Origin of the sequence: Quadrisphaera setariae, from assembly GCF_008041935.1 — a bacterium.
Lineage (GTDB): Bacteria > Actinomycetota > Actinomycetes > Actinomycetales > Quadrisphaeraceae > Quadrisphaera > Quadrisphaera setariae.
In genome coordinates, this window is record NZ_VKAC01000009.1 from 194,941 (window position 1) to 211,229 (window position 16,289).

13 protein-coding genes and 2 tRNA genes are annotated in these 16,289 nt (G+C 74.7%); 11 read left to right on the top strand and 4 right to left on the bottom strand.

Annotated elements, in window-relative coordinates; translation table 11 throughout:
• Window positions 1-55: 55 nt before the first annotated feature.
• The gene (locus tag FMM08_RS15905) at window positions 56-1,501 is read right to left on the bottom strand and encodes a GGDEF domain-containing protein (protein ID WP_147927349.1); all 1,446 of its coding nucleotides are present in this window, start codon (window positions 1,499-1,501) and stop codon (window positions 56-58) included.
• A gap of 129 nt (window positions 1,502-1,630) precedes the next feature.
• On the opposite strand from FMM08_RS15905, the gene FMM08_RS15910 reads away from it, so the two are divergent.
• Window positions 1,631-2,749 (top strand): branched-chain amino acid aminotransferase, encoded by a 1,119-nt coding sequence (locus FMM08_RS15910; protein WP_147927350.1) that lies wholly within the window; start codon window positions 1,631-1,633, stop codon window positions 2,747-2,749.
• A gap of 11 nt (window positions 2,750-2,760) precedes the next feature.
• Window positions 2,761-4,395: a citramalate synthase gene (gene cimA / locus FMM08_RS15915; RefSeq protein ID WP_147927351.1), complete on the top strand. Its 1,635-nt coding sequence runs from the start codon at window positions 2,761-2,763 to the stop codon at window positions 4,393-4,395.
• 204 nt (window positions 4,396-4,599) lie between these two features.
• Here the strand turns inward: cimA and FMM08_RS15920 are convergent, their stop codons facing one another.
• Both FMM08_RS15920 and rnhA read right to left on the bottom strand, forming a co-directional pair.
• Window positions 4,600-5,574, bottom strand: coding sequence for a hypothetical protein (locus FMM08_RS15920; RefSeq protein ID WP_147927352.1), 975 nt, complete (start codon window positions 5,572-5,574; stop codon window positions 4,600-4,602).
• A gap of 297 nt (window positions 5,575-5,871) precedes the next feature.
• On the bottom strand, window positions 5,872-6,303 hold the full coding sequence (gene rnhA, locus FMM08_RS15925) for a ribonuclease HI (RefSeq protein WP_147927407.1): 432 nt from the start codon (window positions 6,301-6,303) through the stop codon (window positions 5,872-5,874).
• Between the two features lie 168 nt (window positions 6,304-6,471).
• Between rnhA and FMM08_RS15930 the strand changes: the two genes are divergently transcribed.
• From FMM08_RS15930 to FMM08_RS15955, 6 genes are all read left to right on the top strand, one after another.
• On the top strand, window positions 6,472-8,277 hold the full coding sequence (locus tag FMM08_RS15930; RefSeq protein ID WP_147927353.1) for a methyl-accepting chemotaxis protein: 1,806 nt from the start codon (window positions 6,472-6,474) through the stop codon (window positions 8,275-8,277).
• A gap of 54 nt (window positions 8,278-8,331) precedes the next feature.
• Window positions 8,332-9,117 carry a fumarylacetoacetate hydrolase family protein gene (locus FMM08_RS15935; protein ID WP_147927354.1) on the top strand — a complete coding sequence of 262 codons (786 nt, stop codon included), beginning with the start codon at window positions 8,332-8,334 and terminating at the stop codon, window positions 9,115-9,117.
• The gene (gene gltX / locus FMM08_RS15940; protein ID WP_147927355.1) at window positions 9,114-10,625 is read left to right on the top strand and encodes a glutamate--tRNA ligase; all 1,512 of its coding nucleotides are present in this window, start codon (window positions 9,114-9,116) and stop codon (window positions 10,623-10,625) included. The genes FMM08_RS15935 and gltX overlap by 4 nt, the downstream gene beginning before the upstream one ends.
• Window positions 10,622-11,662, top strand: coding sequence for a CPBP family intramembrane glutamic endopeptidase (locus FMM08_RS15945; protein ID WP_147927356.1), 1,041 nt, complete (start codon window positions 10,622-10,624; stop codon window positions 11,660-11,662). Before gltX ends, FMM08_RS15945 begins: the two co-directional genes overlap by 4 nt.
• 5 nt (window positions 11,663-11,667) lie before the next feature.
• Window positions 11,668-11,739: transfer RNA gene (locus FMM08_RS15950), tRNA-Gln, on the top strand.
• A gap of 1 nt (window position 11,740) precedes the next feature.
• Window positions 11,741-11,813, top strand: a tRNA-Glu gene (locus tag FMM08_RS15955).
• Window positions 11,814-11,924: 111 nt separating this feature from the next.
• Here the strand turns inward: FMM08_RS15955 and FMM08_RS15960 are convergent.
• Window positions 11,925-12,644 carry an IclR family transcriptional regulator gene (locus FMM08_RS15960; protein ID WP_147927357.1) on the bottom strand — a complete coding sequence of 240 codons (720 nt, stop codon included), beginning with the start codon at window positions 12,642-12,644 and terminating at the stop codon, window positions 11,925-11,927.
• A gap of 85 nt (window positions 12,645-12,729) precedes the next feature.
• Here FMM08_RS15960 and leuC point away from each other — a divergent pair, with 85 nt between their 5' ends.
• The 3 genes from leuC to murA all read left to right on the top strand — a co-directional run bounded on the left by leuC (window position 12,730) and on the right by murA (window position 16,283).
• A complete protein-coding gene (leuC, locus tag FMM08_RS15965) occupies window positions 12,730-14,157 on the top strand; it encodes a 3-isopropylmalate dehydratase large subunit (RefSeq protein WP_147927358.1) in 1,428 nt (475 codons plus the stop codon).
• Window positions 14,158-14,199: 42 nt separating this feature from the next.
• A complete protein-coding gene (leuD, locus tag FMM08_RS15970) occupies window positions 14,200-14,799 on the top strand; it encodes a 3-isopropylmalate dehydratase small subunit (protein WP_147927408.1) in 600 nt (199 codons plus the stop codon).
• Window positions 14,800-14,948: 149 nt separating this feature from the next.
• Window positions 14,949-16,283: a UDP-N-acetylglucosamine 1-carboxyvinyltransferase gene (murA, locus tag FMM08_RS15975; RefSeq protein ID WP_147927359.1), complete on the top strand. Its 1,335-nt coding sequence runs from the start codon at window positions 14,949-14,951 to the stop codon at window positions 16,281-16,283.
• Window positions 16,284-16,289 lie beyond the last annotated feature (6 nt).

Below are 16,289 nucleotides of genomic sequence, written 5' to 3' on the forward strand. Positions count from 1 at the left end.
GGAGCCGCTCGCCCGAGGGCCTGGTGGAGCTGCCACCCCGGTGGCCCAGCGAGGGTCAGCCGGACGCCGGTCGGACGGGGGCGAGGGCCGGGTCCGGGTCGGCGCGCTGGCCGGTGGGGTCGCTGGCGCAGACCCGGTCCCGGCCGGACTGCTTGGCCGCGTACAGGGCGGCGTCGGCGCGCGCCAGCACCGCGGTGGTGTCCTCGCCGGGGCGCAGGACCGCCAGCCCGGCGGACACCGTGTGGGGCCGGGGCGTGGCCAGCCGCACGCCGTCCAGCACGGCCAGGGCCCGCGGTGCAGCGGTGTCCGGCAGGAGCACCACGAACTCCTCCCCGCCCCAGCGGTACAGCCCGGCGCCGGGCGGCAGCGCCGCGCGCCAGGCGCGGGCGGCGTCGCGCAGCAGCGCGTCGCCGCCGGCGTGGCCGAGGGTGTCGTTGACGCGCTTGAACCGGTCCAGGTCGAGCAGGGCCAGCGCCGCCGGAGCGGCGCCGGAGCGGACCACCTGCTCCAGGTCGGTGGTGCACGCGCGGCGGTTGGGCAGGTCCGTCAGCTCGTCGACGAGCGCCAGGCGCTCCAGCGCGCGGGCCTGTTCGGCGGCGACGCGGAGCGCCCCGTGGAGCCGGATGGTGCTGAGGACGGCGGTGAGCAGTGCTCCCGTGCCCAGCACCTGCCAGTCCACCTCCCCGCCCGCGAGGCCCTGGGCCACGAGCGCGGCTGCCGGCAGGCACGCCGACGCGGGCAGCAGCGCGAGGACCACCCGCGAGCGGGTCCGGTGGCGCCGCGCCGGAACCGGCGGGGCGCTCGACGGGCCGACGCGGCCGTGGAGCGCCACCGCCACCGCGAAGAGCGCCCACGCCAGGCCGAACGGCGCTGCCATCCAGTGGGTCATGGCCTGGGGGGTCCAGGCGAGGAGCACCACGAACCAGGCGTTGCCGAACAGCAGGAGGGCGCACCCCGTCTGCAGCGCGGCGGCCTGCACCCAGGTCAGCGCTCCGGCCACGGCGGCCCGCACCACTGCCATCAGCAGCACGAGGTCGAGCACCGGGTAGGCGATGGTGAGCACGCCGACCGCCGACGGCCCGTTGACCACCGCCGGTGCCGCCACCGCCGCCACGATGACGACGGCGGGTCCGACGACCACGAGCAGGGCGTCGAAGCTCGCCTCGCGACCGGCCGGACCGGCGGCCACCCACGCGGCGCGGGTCAGGACGAGGTACGCGGTGGTGGTGAGGACGTCCGCGGGTGAGGGCAGCACCGGCGTGCCGTGCTGCCACCACAGCACGTGGAAGAGGGCGCTGGCGACGACCAGCAGCACCGCCGCCGCCGCGACCCAGCGCATCCTGCGCCGGACCGCCAGCACCCCGAGGAGCAGCTGGGGCAGGACTGCGATGACCGCTCCCAGCACCGGGCCGACGGGGAGGAGCGGGGCGAGGGCGACGGCGACCGCGCAGGCCGCTGCCGTCGCCACCTCGACGGTGCGCGAGGTGAGGTGCTGCTCCACGGGAGAAGCATCGGGTGCCGCTGTCCTCCGCCCGAGGGGTGGTCTCCCGCGGTGCCCCGGTCCCCGCCGCCCCGAGAGGAGCACGGACCAGCACCGGAGCGCCGCGGGCGCAAGCTACGCTTCCGTAGCATGTCCGCTGACAGCCTCCAGGCCCCCGCGCCGCTGTCCTTCGAGCGCCAGCCGCACCCCGCCCCCGTCGCGGACGCCGACCGCGCGGCCGTGCTGGCCTCCCCGGGGTTCGGCAAGCACTTCACCGACCACATGGCGCACGCCGTCTGGACCGCCGAGGGGGGCTGGGGCCAGGCCCGCATCGAGCCCTACGGACCGCTCCTGCTCGACCCGTCGGCCGCCGTCCTGCACTACGCGCAGGAGGTCTTCGAGGGCATGAAGGCCTACCGCTGGGCCGACGGCTCGGTGTGGACCTTCCGCCCCCAGGCCAACGCCGCCCGCTTCGCGCGCTCCGCCCGGCGGCTCGCACTGCCGGAGCTGCCCGAGGCCGACTTCCTCGCCTCCCTGGAGGCGCTGGTCGCCGCCGACGAGGCGTGGGTGCCCACCGGCGGCGAGACCAGCCTGTACCTGCGCCCGTTCATGTTCGCCTCCGAGGCGTTCCTCGGGGTGCGCCCCGCGGCGAAGGTCGACTACCTCGTCATCGCCTCCCCGGCCGGCTCGTACTTCACCAGCGGCCCCCGTCCGGTGAAGCTGCTCGTCAGCCGCACGTACACGCGCGCGGCCGCCGGTGGCACCGGCGCCGCCAAGTGCGGCGGCAACTACGCCGCCAGCCTGCTGGCGCAGCAGGAGGCGTACGCCGCCGGCTGCGACCAGGTGGTCTTCCTCGACGCCGCCGAGCAGCGGTGGGTGGAGGAGCTGGGCGGCATGAACGTCTTCCTCGTCACCGCCGACGGCCGCCTGCTCACCCCCGAGCTCACCGGCTCCATCCTCGAGGGCGTCACCCGCGACTCCATCCTCGAGATCGCCCGCGACCTGGGGCTGCAGCCCGTCGAGCAGCGCATCGCCCTCGACGACTGGCTGTCGATGGCGGCCAGCGGCGAGGTCACCGAGGCGTTCGCGTGCGGCACCGCGGCCGTGGTCACCCCCATCGGCAGCTTCGTCGACGGCCCCGACACCAAGCCGGCGGCCGCGGAGGCGGACGTCGCCGGCAAGGTGACCGAGGCGATCCGCTCCACCCTGCTCGACGTCCAGTACGGCCGCGCCGATGACCGCCGCGGCTGGATGCACCGCCTGGTCTGAGGAGACCCACGATGAGCTCGACGACGACGACGGCGGCCGCCGTCCAGGTCTACGACACGACGCTGCGCGACGGCGCCCAGCAGGAGGGGCTCAACCTCTCCGTGGCCGACAAGCTGGCCATCGCCACCCACCTCGACGAGCTCGGTGTCGGGTTCATCGAGGGCGGCTGGCCCGGCGCCAACCCCCGCGACACGGAGTTCTTCGCGCGGGCCCGCACCGAGCTGCACCTGCGCCACGCGGTGCTCGCAGCGTTCGGGGCCACGCGCCGCGCTGGCGGGTCGGCGGCCACGGACCCGCAGGTCCAGGCCCTCCTCGACGCGCAGACGCCGGTGGTGACGATCGTGGCCAAGAGCCACGTCGGGCACGTGAAGCTGGCGCTGCGCACCACCGAGGAGGAGAACCTCGCCATGGTGCGCGACACCGTCGAGCACCTCGTGGCGAACGGCCGGCGCGTCTTCCTCGACGCCGAGCACTACTTCGACGGCTACGCGCTCGACCGCGACCACGCGCTCGCCGTCGTCCGCACCGCCGTGGAGGCGGGCGCCGAGGCCGTCGTGCTCTGCGACACCAACGGCGGCCGGCTGCCGCACGAGGTCGAGGAGGTCGTCGCGGCGACGCTGGCCGCCTCGCCCGCCGGCACCCGGCTGGGCGTGCACGCCCACAACGACTCCGGCTGCGCCGTCGCCAACTCCCTCGCGGCCGTGCGCGCTGGCGCCACCCACGTCCAGGGCTGCGTGAACGGGTACGGCGAGCGGACGGGCAACGCCGACCTCGTCGTCGTCGCCGCGGACCTCGTGCTCAAGCTGGGCCGCCAGGTGGTGCCCGCCGAGTGCCTGCGCGAGGCCACCCGGATCGCCCACGCCGTCGCGGAGATCACCAACGTGGCGATGTACGCGCGCTCCCCGTACGTGGGCGCCTCGGCGTTCGCGCACAAGGCGGGCCTGCACGCCAGCGCCATCCGCGTGGACCCCGACCTGTACCAGCACACCGACCCGACGGCCGTCGGCAACGACATGCGGATGCTCGTCTCCGACATGGCCGGGCGCGCGTCCATCGAGCTGAAGGGCCGCGAGCTCGGCCACGACCTCGCCGGGGACCAGGACGTCCTCTCCCGCGCAGTCGCCCGCGTCAAGGAGCTCGAGCTGGCCGGGTGGACCTTCGAGGCAGCCGACGCCAGCTTCGACCTCCTGCTGCGCGAGGTCCGCGACGGCGCCCGACCCAGCTACTTCGAGGTGGAGAGCTGGCGCGCGTTCATCGAGCACGGCAAGGGCACCGGCCCGACGTCGGAGGCGACCGTCAAGCTGCGCGCCGGCGGCCAGCGCCTCGTGGCCACCGGTGAGGGCAACGGTCCGGTGAACGCCCTCGACGCCGCGCTGCGGCAGGCGCTCATCCCGGTCTACCCGCAGATCGCCGGGCTCGACCTGACCGACTTCCGGGTGCGCATCCTCGACGCCGACGCCGGCACGGACGCCACCACCCGGGTGCTCATCGACACCACCGACGGGCGGGCCACGTGGACGACGGTGGGCGTGGCGCCCAACCTCGTCGAGGCCTCCTGGCAGGCGCTCGTGGACGGCATCACGTACGGGCTGCTGAAGTCGGGCCTGCCGGTGCCCGAGGCCTCCCCGGCCGTCTCCCCGGCCTGACCCTCCGCGGACCACCACCGGCAGGTCCTGGCACGACCCGCGCCTGCCGGTGGCCACCGCCTGGCCGAGGTGGGCAGGTCCAGTGCCGGTGGGCAGGCTGGGTGCCGGTTCCGGTCCCGGAAGCGGCACCCAGCCTGCCCGCTGGGCCACCGCCTGCCCACCGAGCCTCACCGTGGGAGCCGCAGGACCAGCCGTGCGCCCTCGTCACCGCCGCCCGGCACCTCGACCACGACCGGCAGCTCCGCTCGCGCGAGCTGCGAGCGACGCTGCTCCGCGACGGCCAGCGCCTCGAGGCGGCACGCCTCCGGTTCCCGCGTGAGTCGCCGGTGCGAGGACCTCACCGTCTGGATGCCGACCTTCGCCAGGCGGCCGTCGCGCTCGACGTCGCGCTCCCGGTCCAGCGGGGAGTCGTGGTACGCCCGCCCGCCCGTCCAGCTCCAGGGCGAGCGCGGCGGCCTCGTCGTAGCAGTCGAGCACTGACGTCCGCCCGTCGACGCGCACCTCCACCTGCCGGTGCAGCCCGGCGAACGCCGGTCCGGTGAACACGCGCTCGTAGCCCCACAGCTCCAGCTCGCTGCGGCACCCCGCGCGGATGGCCGCCACCAGCCGCCGGAGCTCCGAGACCCCGCCCGCCTGCCGCCGCGCGGACAGCGCGTCATCGAGCCCGGTCGGTGTCACCAGCCTCCGCCGCACTCCGACCAGGGCCGGCGCCCGCTGGTCGCTGCCGCTCAGCAGCGGCCAGCTGTCGACGACGGCCCGGGCGGCGGTGACGACCTCCAGCCCGCCGCGCAGCACCCGGGCCGCATCGGAGCGGCAGCGGTGGAGCTCCACGCGCCAGGACGAGCCGGTCGGGACCGTCCGCCGCCGGTGGTGGGGGACGGAGACGTGCACCGCAGCCCGCAGCACCTCCGCTGGAACGGGCAGCCCGTGCAGGTCCAGGGCCGTCGTGTGCGACAGCGCAGCAGGCGCACCGGCGAACACGAGCGCTGCGAGGGAGCGGCCTCCCGGGGAGTCAGCACGGTCCGGGAGTGCGAGCACGCCCGGCAGGACCCGCACCACCGCCCCCGAGGTCACAGCTCGCACGACCGCGCTGTGGCTGGTCTCGCCCGTCAGGCGGGTCCAGGACGCGATGCCGCCGAGCTGCTCGAGCGCTGCGGGCACGCGGGACCTGGGAGGCACGTGCGCCAGCGTGCAAGGACAGGCGCCGGTGGTGCTCGGCGCTCAGCCGTCCTGTGGACGACGACGCCGTCGACGTGGCCGGGACCGGGCCTGTGGGCGCACGGCGCCGTCCCGCAGCTGCAGCGACGGCCACCCCCGTGCCGCGCCTGGGCGCCTTGCCGCTCGAGCTGGGCGCCTTGGCCACGTGCCCAGTGGAGGCACTCGACCCAGCCCGGCCAGCCGACCCAGCCGCCCCGGCCCGCCCCGCCCCGGCCTGGCCGGCCCGCCCCGACCGAGCGGCCCCGGCCGGCCCGGCGGTCAGCGGGCGGCGGCGCGGACCTGGTCGACGCCCTTGTTGGCGAGGGCGTCGGCGGCCTCGTTGCCGGGGTCGCCGGCGTGGCCCTTCACCCAGCGCCACTGCACGTCGTGACGGGCGACGGCCTCGTCCAGCGCCCGCCACAGCTCGGCGTTCTTCACCGGCTGCTTGGAGGCGGTGCGCCACCCGTTGCGCTTCCACCCGGCGATCCAGCTCTGGATGCCCTGCATGACGTAGGTCGAGTCGACGTGCAGCAGCACCGTCGAGCGGCGCTTCAGAGCACCGAGCCCCTCGATGACCGCGGTGAGCTCCATGCGGTTGTTGGTGGTGGCCGCCTCGCCGCCGAACAGCTCCTTGGTGTGCCCGCCGGAGCGCATGAGCACGCCCCAGCCGCCCACGCCGGGGTTGCCCTTGCAGGCGCCGTCCGTCCACATCTCGACGACGGGCTGCTCGGCGGAGCCGGGGGAGTCGGGGGAGGTCACGTCCGCCGAGGGTACGCACCACCCGTTCGCCCGAGGAAGATCAACCCCTCTGGGGCGCCTGCCGATCATGGGGGACGGGAGCGGCGGGACCGCGGCTCCCGGATCCCCGACGAGGTGGAGGTGTCACGCGTGCTGGGTGTCCTGCTGCGGCCGGCGGAGCGTCTGATGGACGCGCTGACGTTCGGGCGCAAGGTCGCCGTGCTCGCCGCGTGCCTCCTGCTGCCCCTGGGGGTGGCCCTCCACGCGCAGCTGGCCAGCCAGGGCGGGAACATCGACGTCGCCGTGGCCGAGCGCGAGGGCCTGCAGCTGGTGCGCCCGGCGCTGCTGCTGCTCGCCGACGCCTCCGCCGCCAGCGTCGCCGCTCCCGCCGACCAGCAGGCCGCGGCGCGGGCCGTGCAGGAGGACCTGCGCGCGCTGCAGGCGGCGCGGGCCGGGCTCGGCAGCGCTGACCGCAGCGACGAGCAGCTCCAGGCCCTCGCCACCGCTGTCGCGGCCGCCACCGCCGGCGGCGGCTGGGACGCCGTGCTGGACCGCGCCGTCGCCTTCAGCGACGCGGAGACCAGCCGCTCGCAGCTCATCCTCGACCCGTCGCTGGACTCCTACTTCGTCATGGACGCCCTCACCGCCCAGGTGCCCGGGGTGCTCGTGCGCGCCAGCCGCGGCGCCGTGCAGGCGGCCGCCCTCACCGCCACCTCGCCCGTGGCCGACCGCAGCGCGCTCGCGGTGACCGCCGCCGAGTCCGCCACGGCGATCACCGCCACCGCGGCCACCCCGTCCCAGGACGAGGGCGCCTCCGCGGCCGCCGGTGCGCTCGCCGCCACCACCGCGGGTCGTGCCGCGGTCACCTCCCTCGCCGACGCGCTGGACGACCTCCTGGCCGACCGGGCGGCCGACCTCCGCCAGCAGCGCGCCGTGGCCCTGGCCATCACCCTGGGCTGCCTGGCGGTGTCGTTGTGGGTGGCCCTGGCGTTCCTCCTGGGCACGCGCCGGCGGCTGCGCAGCATCCACGGCGTCCTCACGCACGTGGCCGAGGCCGACTTCACGCACCGCGCCGACGTCGGCGGCCACGACGAGCTCACGGCCATGGCCACCAAGCTGGACGACTCCTCCGCCGCCGTGGCCGACGTGTTCGCGCAGATCGCGGCGCTCAGCGCGCAGGCGCGCGCCAGCACGGAGGAGGTCGGGGGGCTCGCCGCCGCGCTGCGGACGCGGATGAGCACCGACGCCGCCCGGGCCCAGGAGCAGGCCGCCGACGCCGGTGCCGCTGCCGAGCACGTGGGGGTGGCCACCAGCGGCGGGGTGGAGGTGGTGCTCGCCATCACCGAGATCACCGAGAGCGCCAGCCGTGCCAGCTCGGCCGCCGAGCGGGCGCGCGACCGCGTCGACCAGGCGGGCGCCGCCGTGCGCGAGCTCGCCTCCAGCGCCGAGCGCGTCGGCCAGGTGGTGGGGATCATCGCCTCGGTGGCGGACCAGACCAACCTCCTGGCGCTCAACGCCACCATCGAGGCGGCCAGGGCCGGTGAGGTCGGCAAGGGCTTCGCCGTGGTCGCGCAGGAGGTCAAGGACCTGGCGCGCGTGACCGCGGGCGCCACGCAGGACATCGAGAGGCTGGTGGCCGAGAGCGCCGCGCGCGCCAGCCACGCCCAGGCCCTCGTGGCCGACCTCGAGGGCGACATCGGGCAGGTCGACGAGGCCCAGGGCGTCATCGCGGCCGCGGTCGAGGAGCAGTCGGCCACCGGCACGCAGATGAGCTCCGTCCTCACCACCGGGGCCCAGGCGGTGGAGCGGCTGGGCGCGTCGGCGGCGCAGGCCGACGCCGCGGCCCAGCGGGCGGTCCAGGAGACCGAGCTGCTGGCCGCGGCCAGCCAGCGCCTCGCGGGCGCGGTGGAGCAGCTGGACGGGGTCGCGCGCCGCGTGCGCACCTGAGCCGGGCCGCTCCCGGGGGGAGAGGGGGAGCGTCGCCCGATCTAGGCTCTCCAGGTGCGCATCACCAGGTTCACCACCGGAGACGACCCGAGGTTCGGCCTCGTCGAGGGAGACCCCGGTGAGGAGGTGATCCACGTCGTCGTGGGAGACCCGCTGTACGCCCCCCTGCAGCCCACGGGCGAGCGCGTGCCGCTGGCCGACGCCCGCCTGCTCGCGCCGGTCATCCCGCGCAGCAAGATCGTCGGTATCGGCCGCAACTACGCCGACCACGCCAAGGAGATGGGCAACGAGCTGCCCGAGAAGCCGCTCATGTTCCTCGTGCCGAACACCGCCGTCATCGGCCCGTCGGACCCGATCGTCATGCCCGAGGGCTCCGAGCGCGTCGACTACGAGGGCGAGCTCGCCGTCGTCATCGGCCGCGTCTGCAAGGACGTCCCCGAGGACCGGGTGGCGGAGGTCGTCTTCGGCTACACCGTCGCCAACGACGTCACCGCCCGCGACTGGCAGAAGGGCGACGGGCAGTGGGCCCGCGCCAAGGGCTTCGACTCCTCCAAGCCGCTCGGGCCGTACATCGTCCCGGACCTGACCCTCGAGGACGTCGAGGACCTGCGCCTGCAGACCCGCCTGGACGGGAAGACCGTGCAGGACGGCACCACCAAGGACATGGTCTTCGGCGTCGCCGAGCTCGTCGCGACGGCCAGCCGCGCGTTCACGCTGCTCCCGGGCGACGTCATCCTCACCGGCACCCCCGCCGGCGTCGGCCAGCTGCGCGAGGGCCAGCGCGTCGAGGTCGAGGTCGAGGGCATCGGCGTGCTGAGCAACCCGGTGGTGCGGCGATGAGCGCGGCGACGACCACGGCGACGAGCCCGGGCAGCGCCGTCAGAGTGCGCATCGCGCCGTCCCCGACCGGCGTGCCCCACGTCGGGTTCCTGCGCACGGCGCTGTTCAACTGGGCCTACGCCCGGCACACCGGCGGCACGTTCGTGCTGCGCATCGAGGACACCGACCTCGCCCGCCACAGCGAGGAGAGCTACCACCAGATGGTGGAGGCGCTGCGCTGGCTGGGCCTGGAGTGGGACGAGGGCGTGGAGGTCGGCGGCCCCCACGAGCCGTACCGCCAGTCGCAGCGCAGCGCGCTGTACGCGGACGTGCTCGCGAAGCTCGTCGAGGGCGGGTACGTCTACGAGTCGTTCTCCACCCCGGAGGAGGCCGCCGAGCGGCGCCGCGCCGCGGGGGAGGATCCCCAGCGCGGGTACGACAACGCCGACCGCGACACGACGGAGGCCGCGAAGCAGCAGTTCAGGGCGGCCGGCCGCGAGCCGGTGTGGCGCCTGCGGATGCCCGACGGAGACCACTCCTTCCACGACCTCGTGCGCGGCGAGGTCCGCTTCCCCGCCGGGTCGGTGCCCGACTACGTCGTGGCCCGCGCCGACGGCACGCCGCTGTACACGCTGGTCAACCCCGTCGACGACGCGCTGATGGGCATCACCCACGTGCTGCGCGGAGAGGACCTGCTCTCCTCCACGCCCCGCCAGCTGGCGCTGTTCGACGCGCTCAAGGCCATCGGGACGGCGCACGTCACGCCCCTGTACGGGCACATGCCGTACGTCATGGGCGAGGGCAACCGGAAGCTGTCCAAGCGCGACCCGGAGTCCAACCTCTTCGTCCACCGCGAGCGGGGCTTCCTGCCCGAGGGGCTGCTCAACTACCTCGCGCTGCTCGGCTGGTCGATCGGCCCCGACCGGGACGTCTTCACCCCGGCGGAGATGGTCGAGGCGTTCGACGTCGCCGACGTCGTCGCGAGCCCGTCGAGGTTCGACCTGAAGAAGGCCGAGGCCATCAACGCCGCTCACATGCGGCTGCTGGCCCCCGAGGCGTTCGAGGCGCGGGTGCGGGAGCGGCTCCAGGCCGACGGCGTGCTGCCCGAGCAGCCGAGCGAGCGCCAGCTGGCGCTGCTGGCCGGTGCGGCCCCGCTGGTGCAGGAGCGCATGGTGCTGCTCGGGGAGGCCGCGCCGATGCTCGGCTTCCTCTTCGTCGACGACGACGCGCTCGTGGTCGAGGACGACGCCCGCTCCTCGCTGCGCCCCGAGGCCGCCGACGTGCTCGACGCCTCCCTGGCGGCGCTGTCGGCCCTCGACGACGACGCGTGGGTCGCGGCGTCGCTGGAGGCCGCGCTGCGGGAAGCGCTCGTGGACGGGCTGGGCGTCAAGCCCAAGTTCGCCTTCGCGCCGCTGCGCGTGGCGGTCACCGGCCGTCGCGTCTCACCGCCGCTGTTCGAGTCGATGGAGCTGCTCGGACGCTCCAGCGGCCTGGCGCGCCTGCAGGCCCTGAGGGCCTCCCTGGGGTGAGGCCGGCCCCGCGCGGGCAGGTCGACGAGCAGGTGCGCTGGGGCCCGCGCCCGTACCCGCAGCTGCTGCGCGGGCCCCGGCACCGCTGGTGGCGCCCCCTGCTGGGCGCCGCCGTGGTGCTCGCCGGCCTCGTCGTCCTCCTGCTGGCGGTGGGCGCGGCCTACGCGGTGGCGGACGCCCTCCTCGGGCGTCCTCCCACCGACGAGGAGGCGCTCGCGAGCCCGTGGGCGTTCCTGGGGAACAACCTCGTGCTCGCGGCGCTCGTCCCGCTCAGCTGGGCGGCCGTGCGCGTCGGGCACGGCATCGCGCCGCGCTGGCAGGCCTCCGTGGTCGGTCGCACCCGGTGGCGCTGGATGGTGCAGTCGGGGCTGCTGCCCGCCGCCGTGGTGGGCGGCAGCGTGCTCGGGCTGGGGCTGCTCGCGACGGCCGCCGGCCAGGAGCCGTTCGGCTCGGGCGACCAGCGCAGCCCCACCACGACGGCCGCGCTCGTCGTCGTCGTCCTGCTCACCACCCCGCTGCAGGCGGCGGGGGAGGAGCACCTCTTCCGCGGGTGGATGAGCCAGGCCGTCGGCTCGTGGTTCCGCCGCCCCGTCGCGGGGGCGGTCGTGGCGGCGCTGGTCTCGGCGGCGGCGTTCGCCTTCGCCCACGGCGACCAGGACCCGTGGCTGTACGCCGACAGGTTCCTCTTCGGCCTCACCGCCTCCTACCTCGCCTGGCGCACCGGGGGGCTCGAGACGGGCATCGCCTTCCACGCCGTGAACAACGTGGTCGTCTTCATGCCGACGGTGCTCGCGGGCGGGCTCGGGGAGTCGCTGCAGACCACGTCGGCCTCGCCGCTGCTGGTGCTCGTGGACGTCGTGGGGTTCGCGCTCATCGCCCTCGGGACGACGCGGCTCGCCCGTCGGAGGGGGCTGGTTCGGCTCTCGGCCCCACCCTGTGTAGAGTCTTCCCTCGGCGCGGTCACGCGGAACGGTCTGCAGGCCGAATCTCGGGACAGTGCCAGTGCTTCGATCACTGAAGGTGAGAACCCCAGGTGATCGGGTGGGGTATGGTGTAATTGGCAGCACAAGGGATTCTGATTCCCTTAGTCTAGGTTCGAGTCCTGGTACCCCAGCGGCCCCGTTGTGTAGTGGCCTAGCACGCCGCCCTCTCAAGGCGGTAGCGCGGGTTCGAATCCCGTCGGGGCTACACCCGAGGCCCGGTGCGCGAGAGCGCACCGGGCCTCTTTTTTCGTGCCACGAGGCAGCCGCTGACGAGTGCTGGACCGCAACGGGGCGCCCGGCTGCGGACGCGACAGGGTCAGGCGGAGCGGGCGAGGGCGTCCGAGAGGCGGGAGGCCGCCGCCAGCACCGCTTCGGCGTGCAGGCGGCCGGGCTGGCGGCCCAGGCGCTGCAGGGGCCCGGAGACGGACACCGCGGCCACGACGCGCCCCGCGGGGGAGCGCACGGGCGCCGAGACGGACGCCACGCCGTCCTCGCGCTCGGCGGCCGAGCTGGCCCAGCCCCGCCGGCGCACGGCGGCGAGCCCGGCGGCGCTGAAGGCCGCGCCGGACAGGCCGCGGTGCAGGCGCTCGGGGTCCTCCCAGGCCAGGAGCACCTGCGCGGCCGACCCGGCGTGCATGGACAGGGAGGCGCCCACGGGCACGGAGTCGCGCAGACCCGGGCCGGGGCGGTCCGCGGCGGCCACGCAGACGCGCACATCGCCCTGGCGGCGGTACAGCTGGGCGCTCTCGTGCGCGGAGTCGCGCAGGGCGGCGAGGACGGGGCCGGCGCTGGCCAGCAGGCGGTCCTCGCCGGCGGCCGCGGCCAGCTCTCCCAGGCGCGCGCCCAGCACGAACCGGCCCTGCAGGTCGCGCGCCACGAGGCGGTGGTGCTCGAGGGCGACGGCGAGGCGGTGGGCCGTCGGGCGGGACAGCTGCGTCGCGCTGACGAGCTGCGCGAGGGAGAGGGGGCCCGCCTCGAGAGCGGTGAGCACGCCGACGGCCTTGTCCAGGACGCCGACTCCGCTAGACTTGTCCACGGCTCGATACTCCCGTCTCGAATGCTGAGAACGCAAACCAGCTGGCGACACGCCGGGACGGGCAGGACCTGATGTGGAGGACGCAGTGGGACGCACGCTGGCCGAGAAGGTCTGGGACGCGCACGTGGTGCGCAAGGGGGCTGCGGGTGAGCCCGACCTGCTCTACATCGACCTGCACCTCATCCACGAGGTCACCAGCCCGCAGGCCTTCGACGGCCTGCGCGAGGCCGGCCGCCCGGTGCGCCGCCCCGACCTGACGATCGCCACCGAGGACCACAACATCCCCACGGTGGACATCGACAAGCCCATCGCGGACCTCGTCAGCCGCACCCAGGTCGACACGCTGCGCCGCAACGCGGCCGAGTTCGGCGTGCGCATCCACTCCCTGGGTGACGTCGACCAGGGCATCGTCCACGTGGTCGGCCCGCAGACCGGTCTGACCCAGCCGGGCATGACCATCGTCTGCGGCGACTCGCACACCTCCACGCACGGCGCGTTCGGCGCGCTGGCGTTCGGCATCGGCACCTCCGAGGTCGAGCACGTGCTCGCCACCCAGACGCTGCCGCTGGCCCCGTTCAAGACGATGGCCATCACCGTGGACGGCGAGCTGCCCGAAGGCACCACCAGCAAGGACATCATCCTCGCGGTGATCGCCAAGATCGGCACCGGTGGCGGCCAGGGCTACGTGCTCGAGTACCGCGGCGAGGCGATCCGGGCGCTGTCCATGGAGTCGCGCCTGACCGTCTGCAACATGTCGATCGAGGCGGGCGCCCGCGCCGGCATGATCGCGCCGGACGAGAAGACCGTCGCCTACATCAAGGACAAGCCCCACGCCCCCAAGGGCGCCGACTGGGACGCGGCGGTCGCGAGCTGGAGCGAGCTCGTCACCGACGACGACGCCGTCTTCGACGCCGAGGTCGTCATCTCCGCGGCCGACCTGGAGCCCTTCGTCACCTGGGGCACCAACCCCGGCCAGGGCGTGCCGCTGAGCGCGTCCGTGCCCGACCCGGCGCAGATGACCGACGAGGGCGAGCGCGCCGCCGCCGAGCGCTCCCTGGAGTACATGGGCCTGCAGGCCGGCACCCCGATGCGCGAGATCGCCGTCGACACGGTCTTCATCGGCTCCTGCACCAACGGCCGCATCGAGGACCTGCGCGTCGCGGCCGACGTCCTCAAGGGTCGGAAGGTCGCCGAGGGCGTCCGCCTCATGGTGGTGCCCGGCTCGGTGCGCGTGCGCCTGCAGGCCATGGAGGAGGGCCTGGACCAGGTCTTCCTCGACGCCGGCGGCGAGTGGCGCGGCGCGGGCTGCTCCATGTGCCTGGGCATGAACCCCGACCAGCTCGCCGTCGGCGAGCGCGCGGCCAGCACGTCCAACCGCAACTTCGAGGGCCGCCAGGGCAAGGGCGGGCGCACCCACCTCGTCTCCGTGCCCGTGGCCGCCGCCACCGCGGTGCGCGGCACCCTGTCCAGCCCCGCCGACCTCGCCCCGGCCGCCCAGCCGGCCCTGGTCTGAGCCCGGAACCGCCGAAGAGGAGCGCGAGGTACTGACATGGCTCTGGAGCCCTTCACCACCCACACCGGGGTCGGCGTGCCGCTGCGCCGCAGCAACGTCGACACCGACCAGATCATCCCGGCGGTCTACCTCAAGCGGGTCACCAAGACCGGCTTCGAGGACGGCCTGTTCGCCGCCTGGCGCAACGACCCGACCTTCGTGCTGAACAAGGACGCCTTCCGGAACGGGTCGGTGCTCGTCGCCGGTCCCGACTTCGGCACCGGCTCCTCGCGCGAGCACGCCGTCTGGGCCCTCAAGGACTACGGGTTCCGCGTGGTGCTCAGCTCCCGGTTCGCGGACATCTTCCGCGGCAACTCCGGCAAGCAGGGCCTGCTCGCCGGCCAGATGTCCCAGGACGACGTCGAGCAGCTGTGGAAGCTCCTCGACAACGACCCGGGCGCCACCGTCACGGTCGACCTCGCCGAGAAGACCGCCACCTGCGGCACCGCGGTGTTCCCGTTCCAGGTGGACGACTACACCCGCTGGCGCCTCATGGAGGGCCTGGACGACATCGGCCTCACCCTGCGCCACGAGGCGGACATCGACGCGTTCGAGGCCACCCGTCCCAGCTGGAAGCCGGCCACGCTGCCCGTCCTGTCCTGAGACGTCCGTGATCAGGCGGTGACCACCCGGTGACGCACCGGGTGGTCACCGCCCGTTCTGCCCCGGTGCAGACCTGGTGCAGACTTGCTGGACGCCCCAGCGGCCGGTCGCGCGTCCCGCGCGCTCGAGGGGCGAACACGAGGGGACCCATGAGCAGCACTCTGACCGTCACCGGTGGCGCGCCCCTGAAGGGCAGCGTCGCCGTGCGAGGCGCCAAGAACTTCGTGACCAAGGCGATGGTGGCCTCCCTGCTGGGAGAGACCACGTCCCGCCTGCGCAACGTGCCGGACATCAGCGACGTGGCCGTCGTCCGCGGCCTGCTGGAGCTGCACGGCGTGCGCGTCTCCGAGGGCGCCGAGGACGGTGAGCTGGTCCTCGACCCGGCCGACGTCGAGGTGGCCGCCGTGGCCGACATCGACGCCCACGCCGGCTCCAGCCGCATCCCCGTGCTGTTCTGCGGTCCGCTGGTGCACCGCCTGGGCGAGGCGTTCATCCCCGACCTCGGCGGCTGCCGCATCGGCGACCGGCCCATCAACTACCACCTCGACGTGCTGCGCCAGTTCGGCGCCGTGGTGGACAAGCGCCCCTCCGGCATCGCGCTGAGCGCCCCTCGCCGCCTGCGCGGCACCCGCATCGCCCTGCCCTACCCCAGCGTCGGGACGACGGAGCAGGTGCTCCTGACGGCCGTGCGGGCCGAGGGCGTCACCGAGCTGCGCAACGCCGCCGTCGAGCCGGAGGTGCTCGACCTCATCGCGGTGCTGCAGAAGATGGGCTCGATCATCAGCGTCGACACCGACCGCGTCATCCGCATCGAGGGCGTCGACTCCCTCACCGGCTACGAGCACCGCGCCCTGCCCGACCGCATCGAGGCCGCCTCGTGGGGTGCTGCGGCCCTGGCCACCGGCGGTGACGTCTACGTCGAGGGCGCCCGCCAGCCCGACATGATGACCTTCCTGAACACCTTCCGGAAGATCGGCGGCGCGTTCGACGTCGACGACTCCGGCATCCGCTTCTCCCACCCCGGCGGCCCGCTGCGCTCCATCGCGCTCGAGACCGACGTGCACCCCGGCTTCATGACCGACTGGCAGCAGCCGCTCGTCGTCGCCCTCACCCAGGCCCAGGGGCTGTCGATCCTCCACGAGACCGTCTACGAGAACCGGCTCGGCTTCACCGACGCCCTCGTGCGCATGGGCGCGACCATCCAGGTGTACCGCGAGTGCCTCGGGTCCACCCCGTGCCGCTTCGGCGCGCAGGACTTCCGCCACTCCGCGGTCGTCTCCGGGCCCACCCGCCTGCAGGGCGCGGACATCACCGTGCCGGACCTGCGCGGCGGCTTCAGCCAGCTCATCGCGGCGCTCGCCGCGGACGGCACCTCCCGCGTCCACGGCATCGACCTCATCGACCGCGGCTACGAGCACTTCGCCGACAAGCTCGCCGCCCTGGGCGCGCAGGCCGTCCGCGACGAGGAGCCCGCCCGGGTCTGAGCCCCA

Excerpts from the sequence above, each read along its gene's own strand:
- rnhA (WP_147927407.1), bottom strand. The coding sequence starts at position 6,303 with ATGTGGACGGACGGCGCCTGCAAGGGCAACCCCGGCGTGGGCGGCTGG.
- murA (WP_147927359.1), top strand. The coding sequence starts at position 14,949 with ATGAGCAGCACTCTGACCGTCACCGGTGGCGCGCCCCTGAAGGGCAGC.
- FMM08_RS15910 (WP_147927350.1), top strand. The coding sequence starts at position 1,631 with ATGTCCGCTGACAGCCTCCAGGCCCCCGCGCCGCTGTCCTTCGAGCGC.
- cimA (WP_147927351.1), top strand. The coding sequence starts at position 2,761 with ATGAGCTCGACGACGACGACGGCGGCCGCCGTCCAGGTCTACGACACG.
- gltX (WP_147927355.1), top strand. The coding sequence starts at position 9,114 with ATGAGCGCGGCGACGACCACGGCGACGAGCCCGGGCAGCGCCGTCAGA.